The following is a 19,473-nucleotide window of genomic DNA, read 5'->3' on the forward strand; positions in this document are numbered from 1 at the left end:
CTTCAAGGGCGCCATCCATACAAGCGAAGCATCGTTCACATGCCATTCCGTCTGACTTCCCGTCTCAGCCGCGCTGCGAAGCGCGTCGTGCCGTCCGCTCCCGCCCGCCCGCTGCGCCATCACCGCGCGCGCACGCAGGCGCTCGCCGAGCACACGCACGCGCACAGCCGGCTGGACGGCATCCGCGCGTGGTTCCACGCGTTCTTCTCGATGATGAGCGCACAGGCGTTCGCCCGCCGCGCCGGCCTGCGCTCGCTGCTGCAGAAGCCGTCGTCGCTGCGCGCGCTCGCGCTGCGCCGCACGCTGGGCCCGCAGCGCCGCGTCAATCGCCCGCGCCGCCTCGCGGCCAGCAACGGCTGGTTCGGGTTCGGCGCACGCTGAAGCCGAGCCGGCGGCACGCTGCCCGCCACGATCGTCGCGCGCCGTCATCCCGCCGGCGAGTGACACGCATAAAAAAACCCCGGCATGCCGGGGTTTTTCGTTTCGGGCGGACGACGCTTATGCGACGCGTGCCGTCGGCTCCACGCCAGCCGCTTCGGCCAGCGCGAGTGCCTTGTCGGTTGCTTCCCACGAGAATTCCGGCTCGTCGCGGCCGAAGTGGCCGTAAGCGGCCGTCTTCTCGTAGATCGGGCGCAGCAGGTCGAGCATCTTGATGATGCCCTTCGGACGCAGGTCGAAATGCTCGCGGACGAGCTTCGTGATCACCGCATCCGACACGCGGCCCGTGCCGAACGTGTTGACCATCACCGAGGTCGGCTCGGCAACGCCGATCGCGTACGACACCTGGATCAGCGCGCGCGATGCGAGACCTGCCGCGACGATGTTCTTCGCGACGTAACGGCCGGCATACGCTGCCGAACGGTCGACCTTCGACGGATCCTTGCCCGAGAACGCGCCGCCGCCGTGCGGTGCGGCACCGCCGTAGGTATCGACGATGATCTTGCGACCCGTCAGGCCGCAGTCGCCCTGCGGGCCACCGATCACGAACCGGCCGGTCGGGTTCACCAGGAACTTGATGTCGCCCTTGATCAGGTCGGCCGGCAGCGTCGGCTTGATGATTTCCTCGATCACTGCTTCGCGCAGCGCCGGCAGCTCGATGTCCGGTGCGTGCTGCGTCGACAGCACGACGGTGTCGATCGAATCGGGCTTGCCGTCGACGTAGCGGACCGTGACCTGCGACTTCGCGTCCGGGCGCAGCCACTGCAGGCGGCCGTCGCGGCGCAGGCTGGCCTGGCGCTCGACGAGACGGTGCGACAGGTAGATCGGCAGCGGCATCAGTTCCGGCGTTTCGTCGCATGCGTAACCGAACATCAGGCCCTGGTCGCCCGCGCCTTGATCGAGGTTGTCGTCATGCGCGCGGTCGACGCCTTGCGCGATGTCCGGCGACTGCTTGTCGTACGCGACGAGCACCGCGCAGCCCTTGTAGTCGATGCCGTAGTCGGTGTTGTCGTAGCCGATGCGCTTGATGGTGTCGCGCGCGATCTGGATGTAGTCGATGTTGGCCGTCGTGGTGATTTCACCGGCCAGCACGACGAGACCCGTGTTGCACAGCGTTTCGGCCGCAACGCGGGAGTATTTGTCCTGCTCGAGGATGGCGTCGAGAATCGCGTCCGAGATTTGGTCCGCGACCTTGTCCGGATGGCCTTCGGAGACGGATTCGGACGTGAAGAGATAATCGTTTGCCACTTTTTCAGGCTCCTGTGTGGTTACGGTGGGTTTCACGTAGCCAGCTTCGTTGGCCTGAAGCGGCGACGCTTTAGCGGATTACCAGGACCGGGCAGCGCGCTTCGCGCCAGCCGGCTTCGCCCCGCAAGTTGTCAGTTAACTCGGCGAAGCCCGTATTATAGCGGCTTTCGTGAATTGTCACAGAGCGCCACACGTGCTGCATCGTCCGCTGTCCTACCCCCCTGTTCGCAACGCGCCGGCCAGCCGGCCCCACGGAGATTCCGCATGCTAGGCCGCCTCGGCACGCACCTCGCCATCGGCTTGCTGAAGTTGCTCGCCCTGCTGCCGTACGGTCTGACCGCACGGTTCGGCGACGGCCTCGGCTGGCTGCTGTACCAGATTCCCAGCCGGCGAAAGCGCATCGTACATACCAATCTGAAACTCTGCTTCCCCGACTGGAGCGACGAGCGGCGCGAGGAAGTGGCGGGCCGGCATTTCCGCCACGCGATCCGCAGCTACGTCGAGCGCAGCGTCCAGTGGTTCGGCTCCGAGCGCAAGCTCGCGAAACTGATCCAGGTCGACAGCGCGGTCGATCTCACGGACCCCGATCTGCCCCCGACGCTGTTCCTGGGCCTGCATTTCGTCGGCATCGAAGCCGGCTCGATCTGGCTGAACCGTTCACTGCAGCGCCGTTGCGGATCGCTGTACCAGCCGTTCTCGAATGCGATACTCGAGGAAGAAGCGAAGAAGGCGCGCGGGCGTTTCGACGCCGAGATGGTCGGCCGCGCGGACAGCGCGCGCGTCGTGCTGCGCTGGCTGCGCGACCGCAAGCCGGTGATGCTCGGCGCCGACATGGACTACGGGCTGCGCAATTCGACGTTCGTACCCTTCTTCGGCGTGCCCGCGTGCACGCTGACGGCCGTCGGCCGGCTCGCGAAGACGGGCCGCGCGCAGGTCGTGCCGTTCATCGGCGAAGTGCTGCCGAACTACCAGGGTTACCGGCTGAAGGTGTTCAAGCCGTGGGATCACTATCCGACCGGCGACGACGATCTCGACGCGCGGCGGATGAACGAATTCCTCGAAGAGCAGATTCCGCTGATGCCCGAGCAGTATTACTGGGTGCACAAGCGCTTCAAGACGCGCCCGCCCGGCGAGCCGAGCCTCTACTGAGTCGAACCCGCGGGCGCGTCGTCAGATACGCGCCTGTACCCTCGCCACTTTCGGCGCGCCTTTCGCGCGCGCCTGCCAGAGATCGTAGGCCGACTGCTGCGCCAGCCACAGATCCGCCTTCCCGCCGTTTTCCTCGCCCAGCCACGCTTCGAGGCGCAGCGCCATTTCAGGCGAGATGCCGGCATGGCCGTGCAGGATGCGCGACAGCGCCGCGCGCGTGACGCCGAGCTGCGCGGCGGCTTCGGTGACGGTCAGGCCGAGCGCCGGCAAGACGTCGTCGCGCAGCGCCTCGCCCGGATGGGGCGGATTGAAGATGCGAGTCATGGCGTTGAATGACCTCAGTGATAGTCTTGATAGTTGACCAGGACGACATCCGGGCGCTCGAATCTGAACGTCAGGCGCCAGTTGACGCTCACGCTCACCGAGCAGTAACCCTCCAGCCCGCCGGCGAGGCCATGCAGACGCCAGCCGGGTACGTTCATGTCGAACGGCTGGCTCGCCATGTCGAGACGGGCAAGCTGGCGCCGCAACCTCGGCGCATGATCCGGCCGGATGCCAGCCTTGCTCCCGTTCGTGAAAAACGCTTCCAGCCCCTTGTGCTGCCATGACTTGATCATGGGCCTCCCACACTCGAGTGCGATTCGACGGCATGGCCCACATGGCGTATAGCCAGACTATACGAATCGCCTGATTGATTTGTCAATTTGACCGGTACGAAAACGCGCACGCGGCGAAATCCCGTGCGCTGGCAACGGCGCGACGCGTACCGCCGGATTCACCTGTCCCGACAACGCTCGCCACACCGCACCACCTCAATCTGCCGACTCGGTGCCCACGCGACCAGTCAGCCGATCGGCCGGCATCGCCGCGCTCCGCGCCCCCGAACGACGCCCGGCGCCCCGCCCGCGCAGGACGCCCCTGTCGGCTGCATGTATCATTTGCGGTTGAGATCAGCACGACGAACGACGCCGCCCGGCATGACGGCGCGCCGCGTCCGTCGTGCCGGCCGCCCTGTTCGCCATGGAATTCCGGACCCAGTGAAACTCTCGTTCACCAAGATGCACGGCGCGGGCAACGACTTCGTCGTGCTCGACAGCTATTCGCGCGCGCTGCCGCCGCTCACCGAGGCGCAGGTGCGCGCGCTCGCCAACCGACACTTCGGCATCGGCGCCGACCAGTTGCTGCTCGTCGAGAAACCGACCGTCGACGGCGCGGATTTCAAGTACCGGATCTTCAATTGCGACGGCGGCGAAGTCGAACACTGCGGTAACGGCGCGCGCTGCTTCGTGAAGTTCGTCAGCGACCGCGGCCTGACCGACAAGCGCAGCGTGCGCGTGCAGGTGATGAAGGGCCTGATCACGTTGACGATGCAGGACAACGGCGAAGTCGTCGTCGACATGGGCGCGCCCGTGTTTGCGCCGGCGGAGGTGCCGTTCGACGCCGCGGGGCTCGACGGCCGGACGGAAGGCAACGACACGCTGTGGCCACTCGACGTCGGCGGCCACACGCGCTGGATCTCGACGGTGTCGATGGGCAACCCGCACGCGGTGCAGGTCGTCGACGACGTCGAAGCGTATCCCGTGCTCGACGAAGGCCCGCTGATCGAGCGCCACGCCCGCTTCCCGCAGCGCGTGAACGCCGGCTTCATGCAGATCGTGTCGCGCAGCGAGGTGAAGCTGCGCGTGTACGAACGCGGCGCGGGCGAGACGCTCGCATGCGGCACCGGCGCGTGCGCGGCGGTGGCGGCCGGCATCCGGCGCGGCCTGCTCGATTCGCCGGTGACCGTGCACACGCATGGCGGCACGCTGACGATCGGCTGGGGCGGCGCGCGCGACGAAGCCGCCGCGCTGATGATGTCCGGGCCCGCCACGACCGTGTTCGAAGGCGAGATCGACCTGAACGTCTGACCCTTCAACGTCCCGATAACCGAAGAACGCTCCAGCCACATGAACGATCGCGAAGTCGCCGACTACCTGCTCGCCAATCCCGAATTCTTCGCGCAACACGCGGAATTGCTCGCGACGATCCGTCTCGCGAACCCGCACGGCAAGGCCGCGATCTCGCTGCAGGAGCGGCAGATGGAGATGCTGCGCGACAAGAACAAGCATCTCGAGCGCCGGCTCGCCGAGCTCGTGCGCTACGGCCACGAGAACGACAGCCTGTCCGCGAAGTTCAGCCGCTGGACCGCGCGCGTGATCGCGGAACGCGACCCGTACGCGCTGCCGCGCACGATCGCCGAAGGCATCGCCGACGTGTTCGATGTGCCGCAAACCGCGCTGCGCGTTTGGGACGTCGCCGACACCTATGCGCAGGCCGATTTCGCGCGCCAGGTCGGCGAGGAAGTGCGCCTCTTCACGAACGGGCTGTCGACGCCGTACTGCGGCGCGAACACCGGATTCGAAGCGGCCCAGTGGCTCGCGCCCGCGCTCGCGGCGCCGGCCGCGAATGCGGCGGAAGGCGCCGAAGCCGCGCCGGCCGGCGACGGCGCGGCCACGTCGGTCGCGCTGCTCGCGCTGCGTGCGCCGCTCGGCGGCACCGATGCGCCCGCGTTCGGCCTGCTCGTGCTCGGCTCGCCCGATCCGCGCCGCTTCCACGACGGGATGGCGACCGACTTCCTCGCGCAGATCGCGACGCTCGCGAGCGCCGCGCTCACGCGTCTGCTGCCGCATTGAGATCGCTCCCGCGATGACCGACGATCCGATCGCCGCCTACCTGTCGAACCTGAAACACGTCAGGCAGCTGTCGGAACACACGCTGCGTGCGTACACGCACGAACTCGACGAACTGAAGAAACTCGCCGCCGGCCGCCCGCTCGACGCGCTGACGGCCGCCGACATGCGCGGCGCGGTCGTGCGCGCACACGCGGGCGGCTTGTCCGCTCGCTCGATCTCGCACCGGCTTTCCGCATGGCGTGCGTTCTATCGCTGGCTCGCGCAGCGCGTCGAGCTGCCCGCGAATCCCGTTGCCGGGGTGCGCGCGCCCAAACGCGAGAAATCGCTGCCCAAGGCGCTGTCGGTCGACGATGCGGTCGCACTCATGGATACGCCGCTCGCCGGCACGACCGAAGGCATCCGCGATCACGCGATCCTCGAGCTGTTCTATTCGTCCGGGCTGCGCCTCGCGGAACTGGTCGGGCTCGACGTCATGTATACGCAGGCCGACGGCTACCGCTCGGCCGGCTGGCTCGATCTCGCCGAAGCCGAAGTCACCGTGCGCGGCAAGGGCAACAAGGAGCGCAAGGTGCCGGTCGGCCGCAAGGCGATCGACGCGCTGAACGCGTGGCTCGCGGTGCGCGGCGAATTCGTGAAGCACGATCCGCATCCGCTGTTCGTGTCGGTGCGCGGCAACCGGATGGCGCCGGGCGTCGTGCGCGACCGCGTGAAGCGCGCGGCGCTGGCCGCGGGCATCCCCGCCAACGTCCACCCGCACGTGCTGCGCCATTCGTTCGCGACGCACGTGCTGCAGTCGAGCGGCGACCTGCGCGCGGTGCAGGAGCTGCTGGGCCACGCGAGCGTCGCCGCCACGCAGGTCTACACGTCGCTCGACTTCCAGCATCTCGCGAAAATTTACGACAGCGCGCATCCGCGCGCGAAGAAGCGCGACTGACGCGCGTTCCGCCCTACCCGCCGCGCGCGGCGGCCGGCAACGGCCGGCGTCGTCCGCGGCCCCAATCGATCCGATCATGCAAACCGTCACACTCAGACCGTCCAAGGAAAAATCGCTGCTGCGCCGGCATCCGTGGATCTACGCCAATGCGATCGACCGCGTCGACGGCACGCCCGCCCCCGGCGCGACCGTGGTCGTGCGCGCGCACGACGGCCGCTTCCTCGCGCGCGGCGCGTACAGCCCGCAGTCGCAGATCCGCGTGCGCGTGTGGAGCTTCGACGAGAACGAGCCGATCGATCACGCCTTCTTCAAGCGCCGCGTGCAGCGCGCGGTCGCGCACCGCACGACGATGGTGTCGGGCACGGGCGCGGTGCGGCTCGTGTTCGGCGAAGCCGACGGGCTGCCGGGGCTGATCGTCGACTACTACGTCGCGGACACGGCCGAGCCGGGCGCCGTGCCGCGCGGCCAGCTCGTGTGCCAGTTCATGGCCGCGGGCGTCGAGGCATGGAAGGATGCGATCGTCGCGGCGCTCAGCGGCGCGACCGGCTGCCCGAACGTGTACGAACGCTCGGACGTGTCGATCCGCGACAAGGAAGGGCTCGCGCAGACCACCGGCGTGCTCGCCGGCGACGCACCGCCCGCGACGCTGATCGCGAACGAAAACGGCGTGCGTTATCACGTCGACGTGCCGAACGGCCACAAGACCGGCTTCTACGTCGACCAGCGCGACAACCGCGCGCTCGTCGCGCAATACGCGGACGGCCGCGACGTACTGAACTGCTTCTGCTACACGGGCGGCTTCTCGCTCGCGGCGCTCAAGGGCGGCGCGAAACGCGTCGTGTCGATCGACTCGTCGGGCGACGCGCTCGCGCTCGCGCAGCAGAACGTCGTCGCGAACGGTTTCGATCCCGACCGCGCGACCTGGCTCGACGCGGACGCGTTCAAGACGCTGCGCCGCCTCGTCGACGAAGGCGAGCGCTTCGACCTGATCGTGCTCGATCCGCCGAAGTTCGCGCCGACCCGCGACAGCGTCGATCGCGCGTCGCGCGCCTACAAGGACATCAACCTGAGCGGCTTCAAGCTGCTGCGTCCGGGCGGCCTGCTGTTCACGTACTCGTGCTCGGGCGCGATCGACATGGACCTGTTCCAGAAGATCGTCGCGGGCGCGGCCGCCGACGCGAAGGTCGACGCACGGATCCTGAAGCGGCTCGGCGCGGGCGTCGATCACCCGCTGCTCGCCGCGTTCCCGGAGGGCGAATATCTGAAGGGGCTGCTGTTGCAAATCGTCTGATCGCCCCGATCTAGACGGACACCCGTTCGCCGGCCGTTCGTGCGCTGGCGGAACCGCGCTCTCGCCTGTCGTCCGGACGACGGGCGAGGGCTTGACAGGTATGTTTCAATGGATGGTTGTGCGCCCCGGCTCGCGAGTCGACGGCGCGACGCACACATCCTGGTTTTGACCCCGATTCACGAACCACAGGCGACCGACATGGCCACTCCCGTCACCATCCTCACCGGCTTCCTCGGCAGCGGCAAGACGACGCTGCTCAAGCGCATCCTGAACGAACAGCACGGCATGAAGATCGCCGTGATCGAGAACGAGTTCGGCGAAGAGAACATCGACAACGAGATCCTCGTCCAGGACACGAACGAGCAGATCATCCAGATGAGCAACGGCTGCATCTGCTGCACGATCCGCGGCGACCTCGCCCGCGCGCTCGGCGATCTGGCCGCGAAGAAGCGCGAAGGCAAGCTCGACTTCGACCGCATCGTGATCGAGACGACCGGCCTCGCGAACCCGGGCCCCGTCGCACAGACCTTCTTCATCGACAGCGAGATCGCCGACGATTTCCTGCTCGACGCCGTCATCACGCTGGTCGACGCTAAGCATGCGAACGCGCAGCTCGACGAACACGAAGTGGTGCAGCGCCAGGTCGGCTTCGCCGATCGCCTGTTCATCACGAAGTCGGACCTCGTCGACGACCAGGCCGTCGCGGCGCTCAAGCACCGCCTGATGCACATGAACCCGAAGGCGACGATCAAGGTCGTGAATTTCGGCGAAGCCGACATCAAGGAAATCTTCGACCTGCGCGGCTTCAACCTGAACGCGAAGCTCGAGATCGACCCGGACTTCCTCGCCGAGGACGACCACGCGCACCATCACCACGATCACGACCATGATCACGATCACGCGGATTGCGACCACGATCACGGTCAATGCGCGCACGATCACGACCACGGCCATCACCATCACGCGCACCACGACGACAAGATCAAGTCGTTCGTGTACCGCAACGACCGTCCGTTCGACCCGAACAAGCTGGAAGACTTCCTCGGCGGCATCCTGCAGATCTACGGGGAACGGATGTTGCGCTACAAGGGCGTGCTGTACATGAAGGGCGTCGACCGCAAGGTCGTGTTCCAGGGCGTGCACCAGATGATGGGCAGCGACCTCGCCGCGAAGTGGCTGCCGGTCGAGAAGAAGACCAACAAGATGGTGTTCATCGGCGTCGACCTGCCGCAGGACCTGATCACCGACGGCCTCGACGCCTGCCTCGCCTGAGCGGTCGGGCCGGTGTCGCAGGCCTTCCGTGCGGCCGCCTTCGCGGGCGGCCGCGGGGCTTGCGGGGTGCCGTTTCCGGGCAGGGTTTCGCCGTCATCGCTTTTTCGCGATTTGCGCGTTATATTTTCTAGATATTGGCGCAGCCGACGGGGATCGACCCGATACGGCGCCCGCTTGCGATTCAGTTACAATACGTGCCCGCTGGAGTACGGCAATAACAGGCCCGGTTCTTGCAGAACCATTACCCGGGCATCGCAACCGCGCCGGATCGCCCATCCGCCACCCGGCCGCGGCCGATGCGATCTGCCGCGCAGTACCGGTTCGCCGCGCGCGCAAATCCGCGCCAGGCCTGTCCTGGTATTTGAGAACCGGTTTTCCAGAGGCTTTCGGCCCCGCGACGGCAAATCGCAAATGATTGCAAGCGGCAGTTGCGGGTAATCCCAAAGTGCAGGCACTATCTCCTGATTTGCCGCACATTGAAGAAGCAAGCAGATGACGAAGAAACTCTTGACCGAAGCCGAAATCCTGAAGATGAGCGACAAGGATTACATGAATGAGGATCAGCTCGCCTTCTTCAAAAATCGGCTCGAACAGTTGCAGGCGGACATCCTCAAGAACGCAGGCCAGACGACCGAGAACCTGCGCGAGACGGTGATCGTCCCCGATCCCGCCGACCGCGCGACGATCGAGGAAGAGCACGCGCTCGAGCTGCGCACGCGCGATCGCGAGCGCAAGCTCCTCAAGAAGGTTCAGCAGTCGCTCGCCCGCATCGATTCCGGCGACTACGGCTGGTGCGAGGAAACCGGCGAACCGATCGGCATCCCGCGCCTGCTCGCGCGTCCGACGGCCACGCTGTCGCTCGAGGCGCAAGAGCGCCGCGAGCTGCGCCAGAAGCTGTTCGGCGACTGATCGAGCGGCGTTCCGCTCCGACACGCTGCTTCCCGAAAGCGCGCGGCCTGCCGCGCGCTTTTTGTTTTTCCGGCACCGGTTCCCGGCCCGCCGGCCGATTTGCGTCCCCCTCTTGATATCCCGGCGCCCGCCCTAAAATGAAACGGACGCGCGCCGGGCCGCTCCCCGGCGCACTGCGGATTCACGCGGCGGCGCATCGCGCCGCCCGACTCTTCCCCGTTTTTCTCAAGGAACGCAGATGGAGCAATTTCACGGCACGACCATCGTTTCGGTCCGGCGCGGCGACAAGGTCGCGCTCGGCGGCGACGGCCAGGTAACCCTCGGCAACATCGTCATGAAGGGTGGCGCGCGGAAAGTGCGGCGGATCTACAACAACCAGGTACTGGTCGGATTCGCGGGCGGCACCGCCGATGCGTTCTCGCTGCTCGATCGCTTCGAGGCGAAGCTCGAGAAGCACCAGGGCAACCTGACCCGCGCGGCCGTCGAGCTCGCGAAGGACTGGCGCACCGACCGGATGCTGCGCCGCCTCGAGGCGATGCTGATCACGGCCGACGCGACCACCACGCTCGTGATCACCGGCAACGGCGACGTGCTCGACCCGGAAGGCGGCATCTGCGCGATCGGTTCGGGCGGCGCCTATGCGCAGGCCGCGGCCCGCGCGCTCGCGGAGAACACCGAGCTGTCGCCGCGCGAGATCGTCGAGAAGTCGCTCGAGATCGCCGGCGACATGTGCATCTACACGAACCACAACCGCATCATCGAAACGATCGAGTAAGGACCGCCCCATGAGCACCATGACCCCTGCCGAGATCGTCTCGGAACTCGACAAGCACATCATCGGCCAGGCCAAGGCGAAGAAGGCCGTCGCGGTCGCGCTGCGCAACCGCTGGCGCCGCCAGCAGGTCGCCGACCCGCTGCGCCAGGAAATCACGCCGAAGAACATCCTGATGATCGGGCCGACGGGCGTCGGCAAGACCGAAATCGCACGACGCCTCGCGAAGCTCGCCGACGCGCCGTTCATCAAGATCGAAGCGACCAAGTTCACCGAGGTCGGCTACGTCGGCCGCGACGTCGACAGCATCGTGCGCGACCTGATCGAGATCTCGGTCAAGCAGACGCGCGAATCCGAGATGCGCAAGGTGCGCAGCAAGGCCACCGACCAGGCGGAAGACCGCATCCTCGACATCCTGCTGCCGCAGCCGCGCGCGGTGGGCTTCGGCGGCAATGCCGACCACGCGAACGACGACAACAACGCGACGCGCCAGACCTTCCGCAAGCGCCTGCGCGAAGGCCAGCTCGACGACAAGGAAGTCGAGCTCGACCTCGAGCAGCCGTCGGCCGGCATGGACATCATGGCGCCGCCGGGGATGGAAGAAATGACCGAGCAGATCCGCTCGATGTTCTCGAACCTCGGCAGCGGCAAGAAGCAGCGCCGCAAGGTGAAGATCAAGGAAGCGCTGAAGCTGCTGACCGACGAGGAAGCGGCGAAGATGCTCAACGACGAGGAAGTGAAGACGAAGGCCGTGCAGAACGTCGAGCAGAACGGCATCGTGTTCCTCGACGAGATCGACAAGATCACGTCGCGCAACAACGAAGGCAGCGGCGGCGAAGTGTCGCGCCAGGGCGTGCAGCGCGACCTGCTGCCGCTCGTCGAGGGCACGACGGTCAACACGAAGTACGGGATGGTGAAGACCGATCACATCCTGTTCATCGCGAGCGGCGCATTCCACCTCGCGAAGCCGAGCGACCTGATTCCCGAACTGCAGGGCCGCTTCCCGATCCGCGTCGAGCTCGACTCGCTGTCGGTGAAGGATTTCGAGGCAATCCTCGTCGCGACCGATGCCAGCCTCGTCAAACAGTACCAGGCGCTGCTCGCCACCGAAGACGTGCAGCTCGAGTTCGCCGAAGACGGCATTCGCCGCCTGGCCGAAATCGCGTACGCGGTCAACGAGAAGACCGAGAACATCGGTGCGCGCCGGCTCTACACGGTGATCGAGAAGCTGCTCGAGGAAGTGTCGTTCTCGGCCGGCAACCACGCCGGCGAGCGCGTGACGATCGACGCGCAGTATGTCGACCGTGCGCTCGGCGAAGTGTCGCAGGACGAAGACCTGTCGCGCTACGTGCTGTAACGCGCGCGGTGGCGAATGCGAAACGGGCGGCTCCTTCGGGGCCGCCCGTTTTCGTTGGGGCGGCCGGCCGCTGCCGCCGCACCGCTTACTGGCGCACCGGCTTCTTCGCGAGCTTGCGCTGCAGCGTGCGGCGGTGCATGTTCAGCGCGCGCGCGGTTGCCGAAATGTTGTTGTTGTTCTCCGCGAGCACGCGCTGGATGTGCTCCCATTCGAGCCGGTCGACCGACAGCACGACCGGATTCTCGAGCGCCTCGTCGGCCTGCACTTCGCTCGCGTTGGTCTGCAGCGCGGCCAGGATCGACTCGATGTTCGCCGGCTTCGCGAGATAGTTGTCGGCGCCTTCCTTCACGGCCTGCACGGCGGTCGCGATGCTCGCGTAGCCGGTCAGCACGAGAATCCGCGCGTCGGGCTGCAGGTCGCACAGCGGCGCGATCAGGCTCAGCCCCGAATCGTCGCCGAGATGCAGGTCGACGGTGATGAACTGGAACTTGCCGCCGGCCGCGAGCCGCAGCGCCGCCTCCTTGTCGTGCGCCTGCTGGACCGCGTAGCCGCGGCGCTCGAGGCCGCGCGCGAGCGTGCCCGCGAACACCTCGTTGTCGTCGATCACCAGGAAATTGTTCTCGCTCATGTGGTTTCTCCGTCTACGTGTTGGTTGAGGCGGCCGGCGCCGTGACGCGCGCCACCGGCAGGCGCAGCACCGCGCGGGTGCCGCGGCCGGTGACGCCAGCCGGGCGGCTGTCCGGCGCGGCTGGCGCTCGTTCGCTCGCGCGCTGGCCCGACGCAGCAGCGGCGTGACCGTTCGCACCGCCACCCGCGCGCCCGTTGCCGCCCGCCGCGCGCGGCGTGACATCGGACAGCTCGACCTCGCCGCCGAGGCGCGCGGCCGCGCTGAACGCAAGATACAGGCCGACCCCGTGTCCGCCCTGCGTGCTGTCGACCGGCATCGCGCCGAGCGATTCGCGCAATGCGGTCGGAATGCCCGGGCCGTCGTCGCATACTTCGAATTCGATCTGGTCGCCCGCCCGGTCGTTGTGCGCGAGCTTCGCGGCCAGCGTCACGCGGTGCGGGCTCGCCCGCGCGGCATTGTCGAGCAGGATCGTCAGGATCTGGCCGGCCGCGACCGTGTCGTCGAGCGCGACGCCAGACGGGCGCGCACCCAGCAGCTCGAACTGCACGTGCGGATGCCGCAGGCGCCAGTGCTCGACGAACGTGTCGAGCCAGTCATCCACCGGCTGACGGCTCGCCGGCGCGCTCGCGCGGCTGCGCAGCCGCGCGAGCGCCGACGTGCAGAGCGTCATCTGTTCTTCCAGCACCTTCAGGTCGCCCTCGTAGCGCGCGAGCCCCGGATCGGCGCGGGCCGCATCGCGCAGTTCCTCCGCGAGCATCGCGATCGTCGACAGCGGCGTGCCCATCTCGTGCGCGACGGTGGCCGCCTGCACGCCGAGCGCGACCGCCCGCTCGTCGCGCAGCAGGTGCGCCTGCGCCTCGCCGAGCGCCGCATCGCGCTGGCGCAGCGCGTTCGACATGCGCGCGACGAACCATGCGATCAGCCCGACGCTGACCATGAAGTTCGCCCACATCCCGGTGCGGTAGTAGTCGAACAGGTTCGCCGGGTTATCCATGTTGAGCGGCACCGAATCGAAGCCGAGCGCCGCGTAGCACGCGACCGCGAACGCCGCGAGCCAGATCATCAGGTGCCACGGCAGCACGGCCGCCGCGATCGCGAGCGACGGCAGGTACAGCGACACGAACGGGTTGGTCGTGCCGCCCGACAGGAACAGCAGCGCCGACAATGCGCCGAGGTCGACCCACAGCTGGCCGAGCAGCTCGAAATTGGTCTCGGGCCGCGCGCGCAGCACGCGCACCCAGGTCAGCGCGTTGAAAACGATTTCGAGCGCGATGACCATCAGCATCGCCGGCAGCGGCAGATGCACGCCGAAATAGGTCTGCACGACGCCGATCGTCACGAGCTGGCCGATGATCGCGAGATTGCGCAGCCAGAACAGGTGACTGAGGTTGACGCGCCCGGTGGTGGTGATTCGTTGCATCCGAGCAGTTTACCCGTTTAGCGCCCGGCGCCTCTACCGGGGGCCGGATCGGTGGGGACGAACGGAGCACCGGGCGAGCCGGCGTTGCATCGGGTTGCACGGGCCGGCAACCGTCAGCCGGCCGCACCGGTCATGCGTTGCGCGATCTCGTCGGCGAGGCACTCCGGACAGCGGCAACGCGTACCGGCTGCCGACGGCGCGCCGCCGGGCAGGGCCGGCATCGACGCACACCAGCACTCGAACGGCTGCGTGCCGGCGCCGCAGTCGAAGCCGCGCCCGCAGTGCGGGCAACGCGCTCGGCGCGGGGTCGAACGGGCGGCGGCGGCGGAATCGGTCATGGCTCAAGCGTGAAAGCGGGCATGCACGTCGCCCTACGCGACAAGCATAGCGCGGCGCACGGATTTTGCACGTCTGCCGTCCGGCCGATGCGTGGCGCCGACACCGCGCCGCACGCGGCGCACGTCGCCCCGCTCGCGCCGCCGGCGCGGGGGTCGGCGCGGGGGTCGGCGCGGGGGTCGGCGCAGGGTTCGGCGTGGGGTTCGGCGTGGGTTCGGCGTGGGTTCGGCGTGGGTTCGGCGTGGGTTCGGCGTGGGTTCGGCGTGGGGTTCGGCGCAGGGTCCGGCGCAGGGTCCGGCGCAGGGTCCGGCGCCATGGCCGACGGGCCGCCGCGCGTGGCGCCGGGCCCGCGCGATCGGCCGTCCGGCCAGCCCAAAAACCCGATGCTGCGCTGCGCCACTCCTGTACAATTCGCCCTGTTTCAACCGTTCCCAGCCAGAGCCGCCGCCATGTCCGAGCCCATCGACCTCTCGCAGATCGCCCCCACGCTGAAGGCAGAAATCCTCGCCGAGGCGCTGCCGTACATCCGCCGCTACCACGGCAAGACCGTGGTGATCAAATACGGCGGCAACGCGATGACGGAAGAGCGGCTCAAGCAGGGTTTCGCGCGCGACGTGATCCTGCTGAAACTGGTCGGCATCAATCCGGTGATCGTCCACGGCGGCGGCCCGCAGATCGATCATGCGCTGAAGAAGATCGGCAAGGCCGGCACCTTCATCCAGGGCATGCGCGTCACCGACGAAGAAACGATGGAAGTCGTCGAATGGGTGCTGGGCGGCGAAGTCCAGCAGGACATCGTGATGCTGATCAACCACTTCGGCGGCCATGCGGTGGGCCTGACGGGCAAGGACGGCGGCCTGATCCATGCTCGCAAGCTGCTGATGCCGGACCGCGACAATCCGGGCCAGTACATCGACATCGGCCAGGTCGGCGAAGTCGAGGCGATCAACCCGGCGGTCGTGAAGGCGCTGCAGGACGACGCATTCATCCCGGTGATCTCGCCGATCGGCTTCGGCGAGGACGGCCTCTCATACAACATCAACGCCGATCTGGTCGCGGGCAAGCTCGCCACGGTGCTGAACGCCGAGAAGCTGCTGATGATGACCAACATCCCCGGCGTGATGGACAAGGACGGCAACCTGCTGACCGACCTGTCGGCGCGCGAGATCGACGCGCTGTTCGAGGACGGCACGATCTCGGGCGGCATGCTGCCGAAGATCTCGTCGGCGCTCGACGCGGCGAAGAGCGGCGTGAAGTCGGTGCACATCGTCGACGGCCGCATCGAGCACTCGGTGCTGCTGGAAATCCTGACCGAGCAGCCGTTCGGCACGATGATCCGCTCGCATTGAGCGCGCGCCGCAAGACCACCCGCCCCGACCTGCCGGCGTCGCTGCGACGCCGGCGCATCTCCCGCAGCCGGCCGCGCGCCGGCTCGCCTGTCTGGCTGTTCGATCTCGACAACACGCTTCATCACGCATCGCACGCGATCTTCCCGGAGATCAACCGCGCGATGACGCAATACATCATCGACACGCTCCACGTCGGGCGCGTCGAAGCCGATCGCCTGCGCACCGGCTACACGCAGCGCTACGGCGCCGCGCTCCTCGGCCTCACGCGCCACCATCCGATCGATCCGAACGACTTCCTGCGGGTCGTGCACACGTTTTCCGACCTGCCCGCGATGCTGCGCGCCGAGCGCGGCCTCGCGCGCATCATCGCCGCGCTGCCGGGCCGCAAGCTCGTGCTGACCAACGCGCCCGAGAACTACGCGCGCGCGGTGCTGCGCGAGCTGCGCATCGAACGCCTGTTCGAGCGCGTGATCGCGATCGAGCACATGCGAGACCGGCGTGCGTGGCGCGCAAAGCCCGATCACACGATGCTGCGCCGCACGCTGCGCGCCGCGCACGCGCGGCTCGCCGACGCGATCCTCGTCGAGGATACCCGCAGCCACCTGAAGCGCTACAAGCGCCTCGGCATCGGCACCGTATGGATCACGGGCCACCTTCCGGGTCATCTGCCGAACATCGGCCGGCCGCATTATGTCGACCAGCGCATTCGTTCGTTAAAATCGCTGCGACTGGGCACACGATCGGGGCGACAAAAATGCAGCCGACTTACCCGCAGGACCAAGCCGTAACGGAAGACCAGGCCACGCCGTCCCGCCCGCGCCCGAAGCCGGGCGAGCGGCGCGTGATGATCCTGCAGACGCTCGCCGCGATGCTGGAGGCGCCGAAGCCCGAAAAAATCACGACGGCCTCGCTCGCGGCCCGGCTCGACGTGTCGGAAGCCGCGCTGTACCGGCACTTCTCCAGCAAGGCGAAGATGTACGAAGGGCTGATCGAGTTCATCGAGCAGGCGCTGTTCGGCCTCGTCAACCAGATCGTCGCGAAGGAGCCGAACGGCGTGCTGCAGGCACGCACGATCGCGCTGACGATGCTCAATTTCGCCGCGAAGAACCCCGGCATGACGCGCGTGCTGACCGGCGAGGCGCTGGTCGGCGAGGACGAGCGGCTCACCGAGCGCGTGAACCAGCTGCTCGACCGGATCGAGGCGACCGTCAAGCAGTGCCTGCGGGTCGCGCGCACCGAATCCCAGGCGCCCGACGGCGCGGCGCCGTTCATGCTGCCGGCCGATTACGATCCCGCCGCGCGCGCAAGCCTGCTCGTCAGCTATGTGATCGGCCGGTGGCATCGCTTTGCCAAAGGCGGGTTCCAGAAGCCGCCCGGGGAACAGGCCGATGCGCATTTGCGGCTGATTCTGCAGTGACGCGCGCTTCCATCCGACTCGGCACGACCGGACAAGTGAGCCAGCGCTTCTCGATATCGGCCAGCTTCCGCGTGGAAGGCAACCTGTCCGACTACTCGGTGGCCACGGGGCAATTCACGGCAAAGTACCGCTGCTGGTAACGCGGCCAGCGGGTCGCACGCCCCGATGCAATCCGCCTCCGGCGGAATTCCGCTATACTTTGCCGACTTGCCGCCCCCTTGGCGGCAGGCCGGAAGCGCGCCGATTTGCTGACTCGATTGCGGGCGCGCGAACCGGCCGGGGCCTTGACGCGTCGATGCGTCGTTCCCCGGCGGTTCACTACAAATGCGGCTAAAGAGGTCGTCAGCCGCGCACCTTCGACTCCGCGCCTCGCCGACACCATTTAGCCGCCCAGTCATATGGCATAAGGCGGAACGAATGGAATCGATCGGCATCGTCGCTCCACAGACCATGCACTTCGCCGAACCGCTGCGCTTGCAAAGCGGCAGCGTGATCGGCAACTATCAGCTCGTCGTCGAGACGTACGGCGAGCTCAACGCCGCGCGCTCGAACGCGGTGCTCGTCTGCCACGCGCTCAACGCGTCGCACCACGTCGCTGGCGTCTACGCGGACGATCCGCGCAGCACCGGCTGGTGGGACAACATGGTCGGCCCCGGCAAGCCGCTCGACACCAACCGCTTCTTCGTGATCGGCGTGAACAACCTCGGGTCGTGTTTCGGCTCGACCGGCCCGATGAGCATCGATCCGTCGACCGGCAAGCCGTACGGCGCGCGCTTCCCCGTCGTCACCGTCGAGGACTGGGTGCACGCGCAGGCGCGCGTCGCCGACGCATTCGGCATCGAGCGCTTCGCCGCCGTGATGGGCGGCAGCCTCGGCGGGATGCAGGCGCTCGCGTGGAGCCTGATGTATCCGGAGCGCGTCGCGCACTGCATCGACATCGCGTCGACACCGAAGCTGTCCGCGCAGAACATCGCGTTCAACGAGGTCGCACGCTCGGCGATCCTGTCCGATCCCGACTTCCACGGCGGCGACTACTACGCACACGGCGTGAAGCCGAAGCGCGGCCTGCGCGTCGCGCGGATGATCGGCCACATCACGTACCTGTCCGACGACGACATGGCCGAGAAATTCGGCCGTGCGCTGCGCCGTGCGGACGGCGCGCTCGACGCGTACAACTTCAGCTTCGACGTGGAGTTCGAGGTCGAGTCGTACCTGCGCTATCAGGGCGACAAGTTCGCCGACTACTTCGACGCGAACACCTATCTGCTGATCACGCGCGCGCTCGACTACTTCGATCCGGCGAAGGCGTTCGACGGCAACCTGACGGCCGCGCTCGCGCACACGCAGGCGAAATACCTGATCGCGAGCTTCTCGACCGACTGGCGCTTCGCGCCGGCGCGTTCGCGCGAGATCGTGAAGGCGCTGCTCGACAACAAGCGCACGGTCAGCTACGCGGAAATCGACGCGCCGCACGGCCACGACGCGTTCCTGCTCGACGACGCGCGCTATCACAACCTGCTCCGCGCGTATTACGAACGAATCGCCATCGAGGTGGGGGCATGAACCAGCAAGCACTGAATTCCCTGTCCGCCCGCGCGGACTTCCGCGCGATCGCCCGCTGGGTCGAACCGCGCGCGACCGTGCTCGACCTCGGCTGCGGCGACGGCTCGCTGCTGTCGCTGCTGTCGGAAGAACTCGACGTGTCCGGCTACGGGATCGAACTGAACGACGCGGGCGTGCTCGCCAGCGCGAAGAACGGGATCAACGTGATCCAGCAGAACCTCGAGGACGGCCTGCGCCTGTTCGAGGATCACAGCTTCGATTTCGCGATCCTGTCGCAAACCCTTCAGACGATCCACCAGACGGCCGCGATCCTGCGCGAAACCGCGCGCGTCGGACGCGAATGCATCGTGTCGTTCCCGAACTTCGGCTACTGGGCGCACCGGTTGTCGGTGCTGCGCGGCCGGATGCCGGTGTCGAAGTCGCTGCCTTACCAGTGGCACAACACGCCGAACGTCCGGGTGCTGACGATCAAGGATTTCGAGGCGCTCGCGCCGGAAGTCGGCGTCACGATCCTCGACCGCATCGTGCTGCACGAAGGCCAGCCGATTCGATGGGGAGCGAACTGGCGTGGTAGTCTTGCTGTCTATCGCGTCAAGCGCAGCTGAGCCGGGGGGCCGTTGACGGACGCCGACGGCCCGCACGCACGTACGGCCGCGCTCCTGTGCTACCCGCGCCGCCGCCTGCGCTGCCGCCGCCATCAGTCAACGCTACCCAGTTT

The 19,473-nt window shown here is 67.4% G+C and carries 22 protein-coding genes; 16 read left to right on the top strand and 6 right to left on the bottom strand.

From position 1 onward, the window contains the following. The first annotated feature begins 39 nt into the window (after positions 1 to 39). Complete coding sequence (locus DID99_RS09730) at positions 40 to 381, top strand: hypothetical protein (protein ID WP_044847852.1); 342 nt, start codon at positions 40 to 42, stop codon at positions 379 to 381. A 117-nt stretch (positions 382 to 498) separates the two neighbouring features. Here DID99_RS09730 and metK read toward each other — a convergent pair whose 3' ends face one another. Continuing rightward, a complete protein-coding gene (metK, locus tag DID99_RS09735) occupies positions 499 to 1,686 on the bottom strand; it encodes a methionine adenosyltransferase (protein WP_044847851.1) in 1,188 nt (395 codons plus the stop codon). A 264-nt stretch (positions 1,687 to 1,950) separates the two neighbouring features. Between metK and lpxL the strand changes: the two genes are divergently transcribed. Continuing rightward, positions 1,951 to 2,835 carry a lauroyl acyltransferase LpxL gene (lpxL, locus tag DID99_RS09740; protein ID WP_044847850.1) on the top strand — a complete coding sequence of 295 codons (885 nt, stop codon included), beginning with the start codon at positions 1,951 to 1,953 and terminating at the stop codon, positions 2,833 to 2,835. Positions 2,836 to 2,856: 21 nt separating this feature from the next. Here lpxL and DID99_RS09745 read toward each other — a convergent pair whose 3' ends face one another. Continuing rightward, positions 2,857 to 3,159 carry a HigA family addiction module antitoxin gene (locus DID99_RS09745; RefSeq protein ID WP_044847849.1) on the bottom strand — a complete coding sequence of 101 codons (303 nt, stop codon included), beginning with the start codon at positions 3,157 to 3,159 and terminating at the stop codon, positions 2,857 to 2,859. 14 nt (positions 3,160 to 3,173) lie between these two features. Beyond that, positions 3,174 to 3,452 carry a type II toxin-antitoxin system RelE/ParE family toxin gene (locus DID99_RS09750; RefSeq protein ID WP_124666560.1) on the bottom strand — a complete coding sequence of 93 codons (279 nt, stop codon included), beginning with the start codon at positions 3,450 to 3,452 and terminating at the stop codon, positions 3,174 to 3,176. Between the two features lie 420 nt (positions 3,453 to 3,872). Between DID99_RS09750 and dapF the strand changes: the two genes are divergently transcribed. From dapF to hslU, 8 genes are all read left to right on the top strand, one after another. Further along, complete coding sequence (dapF, locus tag DID99_RS09755) at positions 3,873 to 4,742, top strand: diaminopimelate epimerase (protein WP_124486686.1); 870 nt, start codon at positions 3,873 to 3,875, stop codon at positions 4,740 to 4,742. A 39-nt stretch (positions 4,743 to 4,781) separates the two neighbouring features. Further along, entirely contained in the window at positions 4,782 to 5,507 is a 726-nt protein-coding gene (locus tag DID99_RS09760) for a DUF484 family protein (protein ID WP_124486687.1), read from the top strand. Between the two features lie 13 nt (positions 5,508 to 5,520). After that, positions 5,521 to 6,441, top strand: coding sequence for a tyrosine recombinase XerC (gene xerC / locus DID99_RS09765; RefSeq protein WP_124486688.1), 921 nt, complete (start codon positions 5,521 to 5,523; stop codon positions 6,439 to 6,441). Positions 6,442 to 6,517: 76 nt separating this feature from the next. Further along, positions 6,518 to 7,732, top strand: a complete 1,215-nt coding sequence (locus DID99_RS09770; RefSeq protein WP_124570756.1) for a class I SAM-dependent rRNA methyltransferase — start codon at positions 6,518 to 6,520, stop codon at positions 7,730 to 7,732. Between the two features lie 198 nt (positions 7,733 to 7,930). Continuing rightward, a complete protein-coding gene (locus DID99_RS09775; protein ID WP_124486689.1) occupies positions 7,931 to 9,004 on the top strand; it encodes a GTP-binding protein in 1,074 nt (357 codons plus the stop codon). A 492-nt stretch (positions 9,005 to 9,496) separates the two neighbouring features. Further along, the gene (gene dksA, locus DID99_RS09785; RefSeq protein WP_006477498.1) at positions 9,497 to 9,913 is read left to right on the top strand and encodes an RNA polymerase-binding protein DksA; all 417 of its coding nucleotides are present in this window, start codon (positions 9,497 to 9,499) and stop codon (positions 9,911 to 9,913) included. Between the two features lie 238 nt (positions 9,914 to 10,151). After that, positions 10,152 to 10,688: an ATP-dependent protease subunit HslV gene (hslV, locus tag DID99_RS09790; protein WP_006760749.1), complete on the top strand. Its 537-nt coding sequence runs from the start codon at positions 10,152 to 10,154 to the stop codon at positions 10,686 to 10,688. A 10-nt stretch (positions 10,689 to 10,698) separates the two neighbouring features. Then, the gene (hslU, locus tag DID99_RS09795; RefSeq protein ID WP_044847842.1) at positions 10,699 to 12,042 is read left to right on the top strand and encodes an ATP-dependent protease ATPase subunit HslU; all 1,344 of its coding nucleotides are present in this window, start codon (positions 10,699 to 10,701) and stop codon (positions 12,040 to 12,042) included. An 85-nt stretch (positions 12,043 to 12,127) separates the two neighbouring features. On the opposite strand, the gene DID99_RS09800 is transcribed toward hslU, so the two are convergent. The 3 genes from DID99_RS09800 to DID99_RS09810 form a co-directional block, all read right to left on the bottom strand. Then, positions 12,128 to 12,670, bottom strand: coding sequence for a response regulator transcription factor (locus DID99_RS09800; protein ID WP_044847841.1), 543 nt, complete (start codon positions 12,668 to 12,670; stop codon positions 12,128 to 12,130). Between the two features lie 13 nt (positions 12,671 to 12,683). Then, positions 12,684 to 14,090 (bottom strand): ATP-binding protein, encoded by a 1,407-nt coding sequence (locus tag DID99_RS09805; RefSeq protein WP_124666561.1) that lies wholly within the window; start codon positions 14,088 to 14,090, stop codon positions 12,684 to 12,686. A 113-nt stretch (positions 14,091 to 14,203) separates the two neighbouring features. Continuing rightward, the gene (locus DID99_RS09810) at positions 14,204 to 14,428 is read right to left on the bottom strand and encodes a cysteine-rich CWC family protein (protein ID WP_124486691.1); all 225 of its coding nucleotides are present in this window, start codon (positions 14,426 to 14,428) and stop codon (positions 14,204 to 14,206) included. A 447-nt stretch (positions 14,429 to 14,875) separates the two neighbouring features. Between DID99_RS09810 and argB the strand changes: the two genes are divergently transcribed. From argB to metW, 6 genes are all read left to right on the top strand, one after another. Continuing rightward, positions 14,876 to 15,775, top strand: a complete 900-nt coding sequence (gene argB / locus DID99_RS09820) for an acetylglutamate kinase (protein ID WP_006490510.1) — start codon at positions 14,876 to 14,878, stop codon at positions 15,773 to 15,775. Next, the gene (locus tag DID99_RS09825; RefSeq protein WP_124666562.1) at positions 15,772 to 16,563 is read left to right on the top strand and encodes an HAD-IA family hydrolase; all 792 of its coding nucleotides are present in this window, start codon (positions 15,772 to 15,774) and stop codon (positions 16,561 to 16,563) included. Before argB ends, DID99_RS09825 begins: the two co-directional genes overlap by 4 nt. Continuing rightward, complete coding sequence (gene slmA / locus DID99_RS09830) at positions 16,530 to 17,192, top strand: nucleoid occlusion factor SlmA (protein ID WP_124666563.1); 663 nt, start codon at positions 16,530 to 16,532, stop codon at positions 17,190 to 17,192. Before DID99_RS09825 ends, slmA begins: the two co-directional genes overlap by 34 nt. After that, complete coding sequence (locus tag DID99_RS37175; RefSeq protein WP_185733749.1) at positions 17,189 to 17,332, top strand: hypothetical protein; 144 nt, start codon at positions 17,189 to 17,191, stop codon at positions 17,330 to 17,332. Before slmA ends, DID99_RS37175 begins: the two co-directional genes overlap by 4 nt. 277 nt (positions 17,333 to 17,609) lie before the next feature. Then, complete coding sequence (locus DID99_RS09840) at positions 17,610 to 18,755, top strand: homoserine O-acetyltransferase (protein WP_044847831.1); 1,146 nt, start codon at positions 17,610 to 17,612, stop codon at positions 18,753 to 18,755. Further along, complete coding sequence (gene metW, locus DID99_RS09845; RefSeq protein WP_044847830.1) at positions 18,752 to 19,360, top strand: methionine biosynthesis protein MetW; 609 nt, start codon at positions 18,752 to 18,754, stop codon at positions 19,358 to 19,360. The genes DID99_RS09840 and metW overlap by 4 nt, the downstream gene beginning before the upstream one ends. Positions 19,361 to 19,473 lie beyond the last annotated feature (113 nt).

It is taken from the genome of Burkholderia sp. Bp8986 (assembly GCF_003854225.1).
Classification (GTDB): Bacteria; Pseudomonadota; Gammaproteobacteria; order Burkholderiales; family Burkholderiaceae; genus Burkholderia.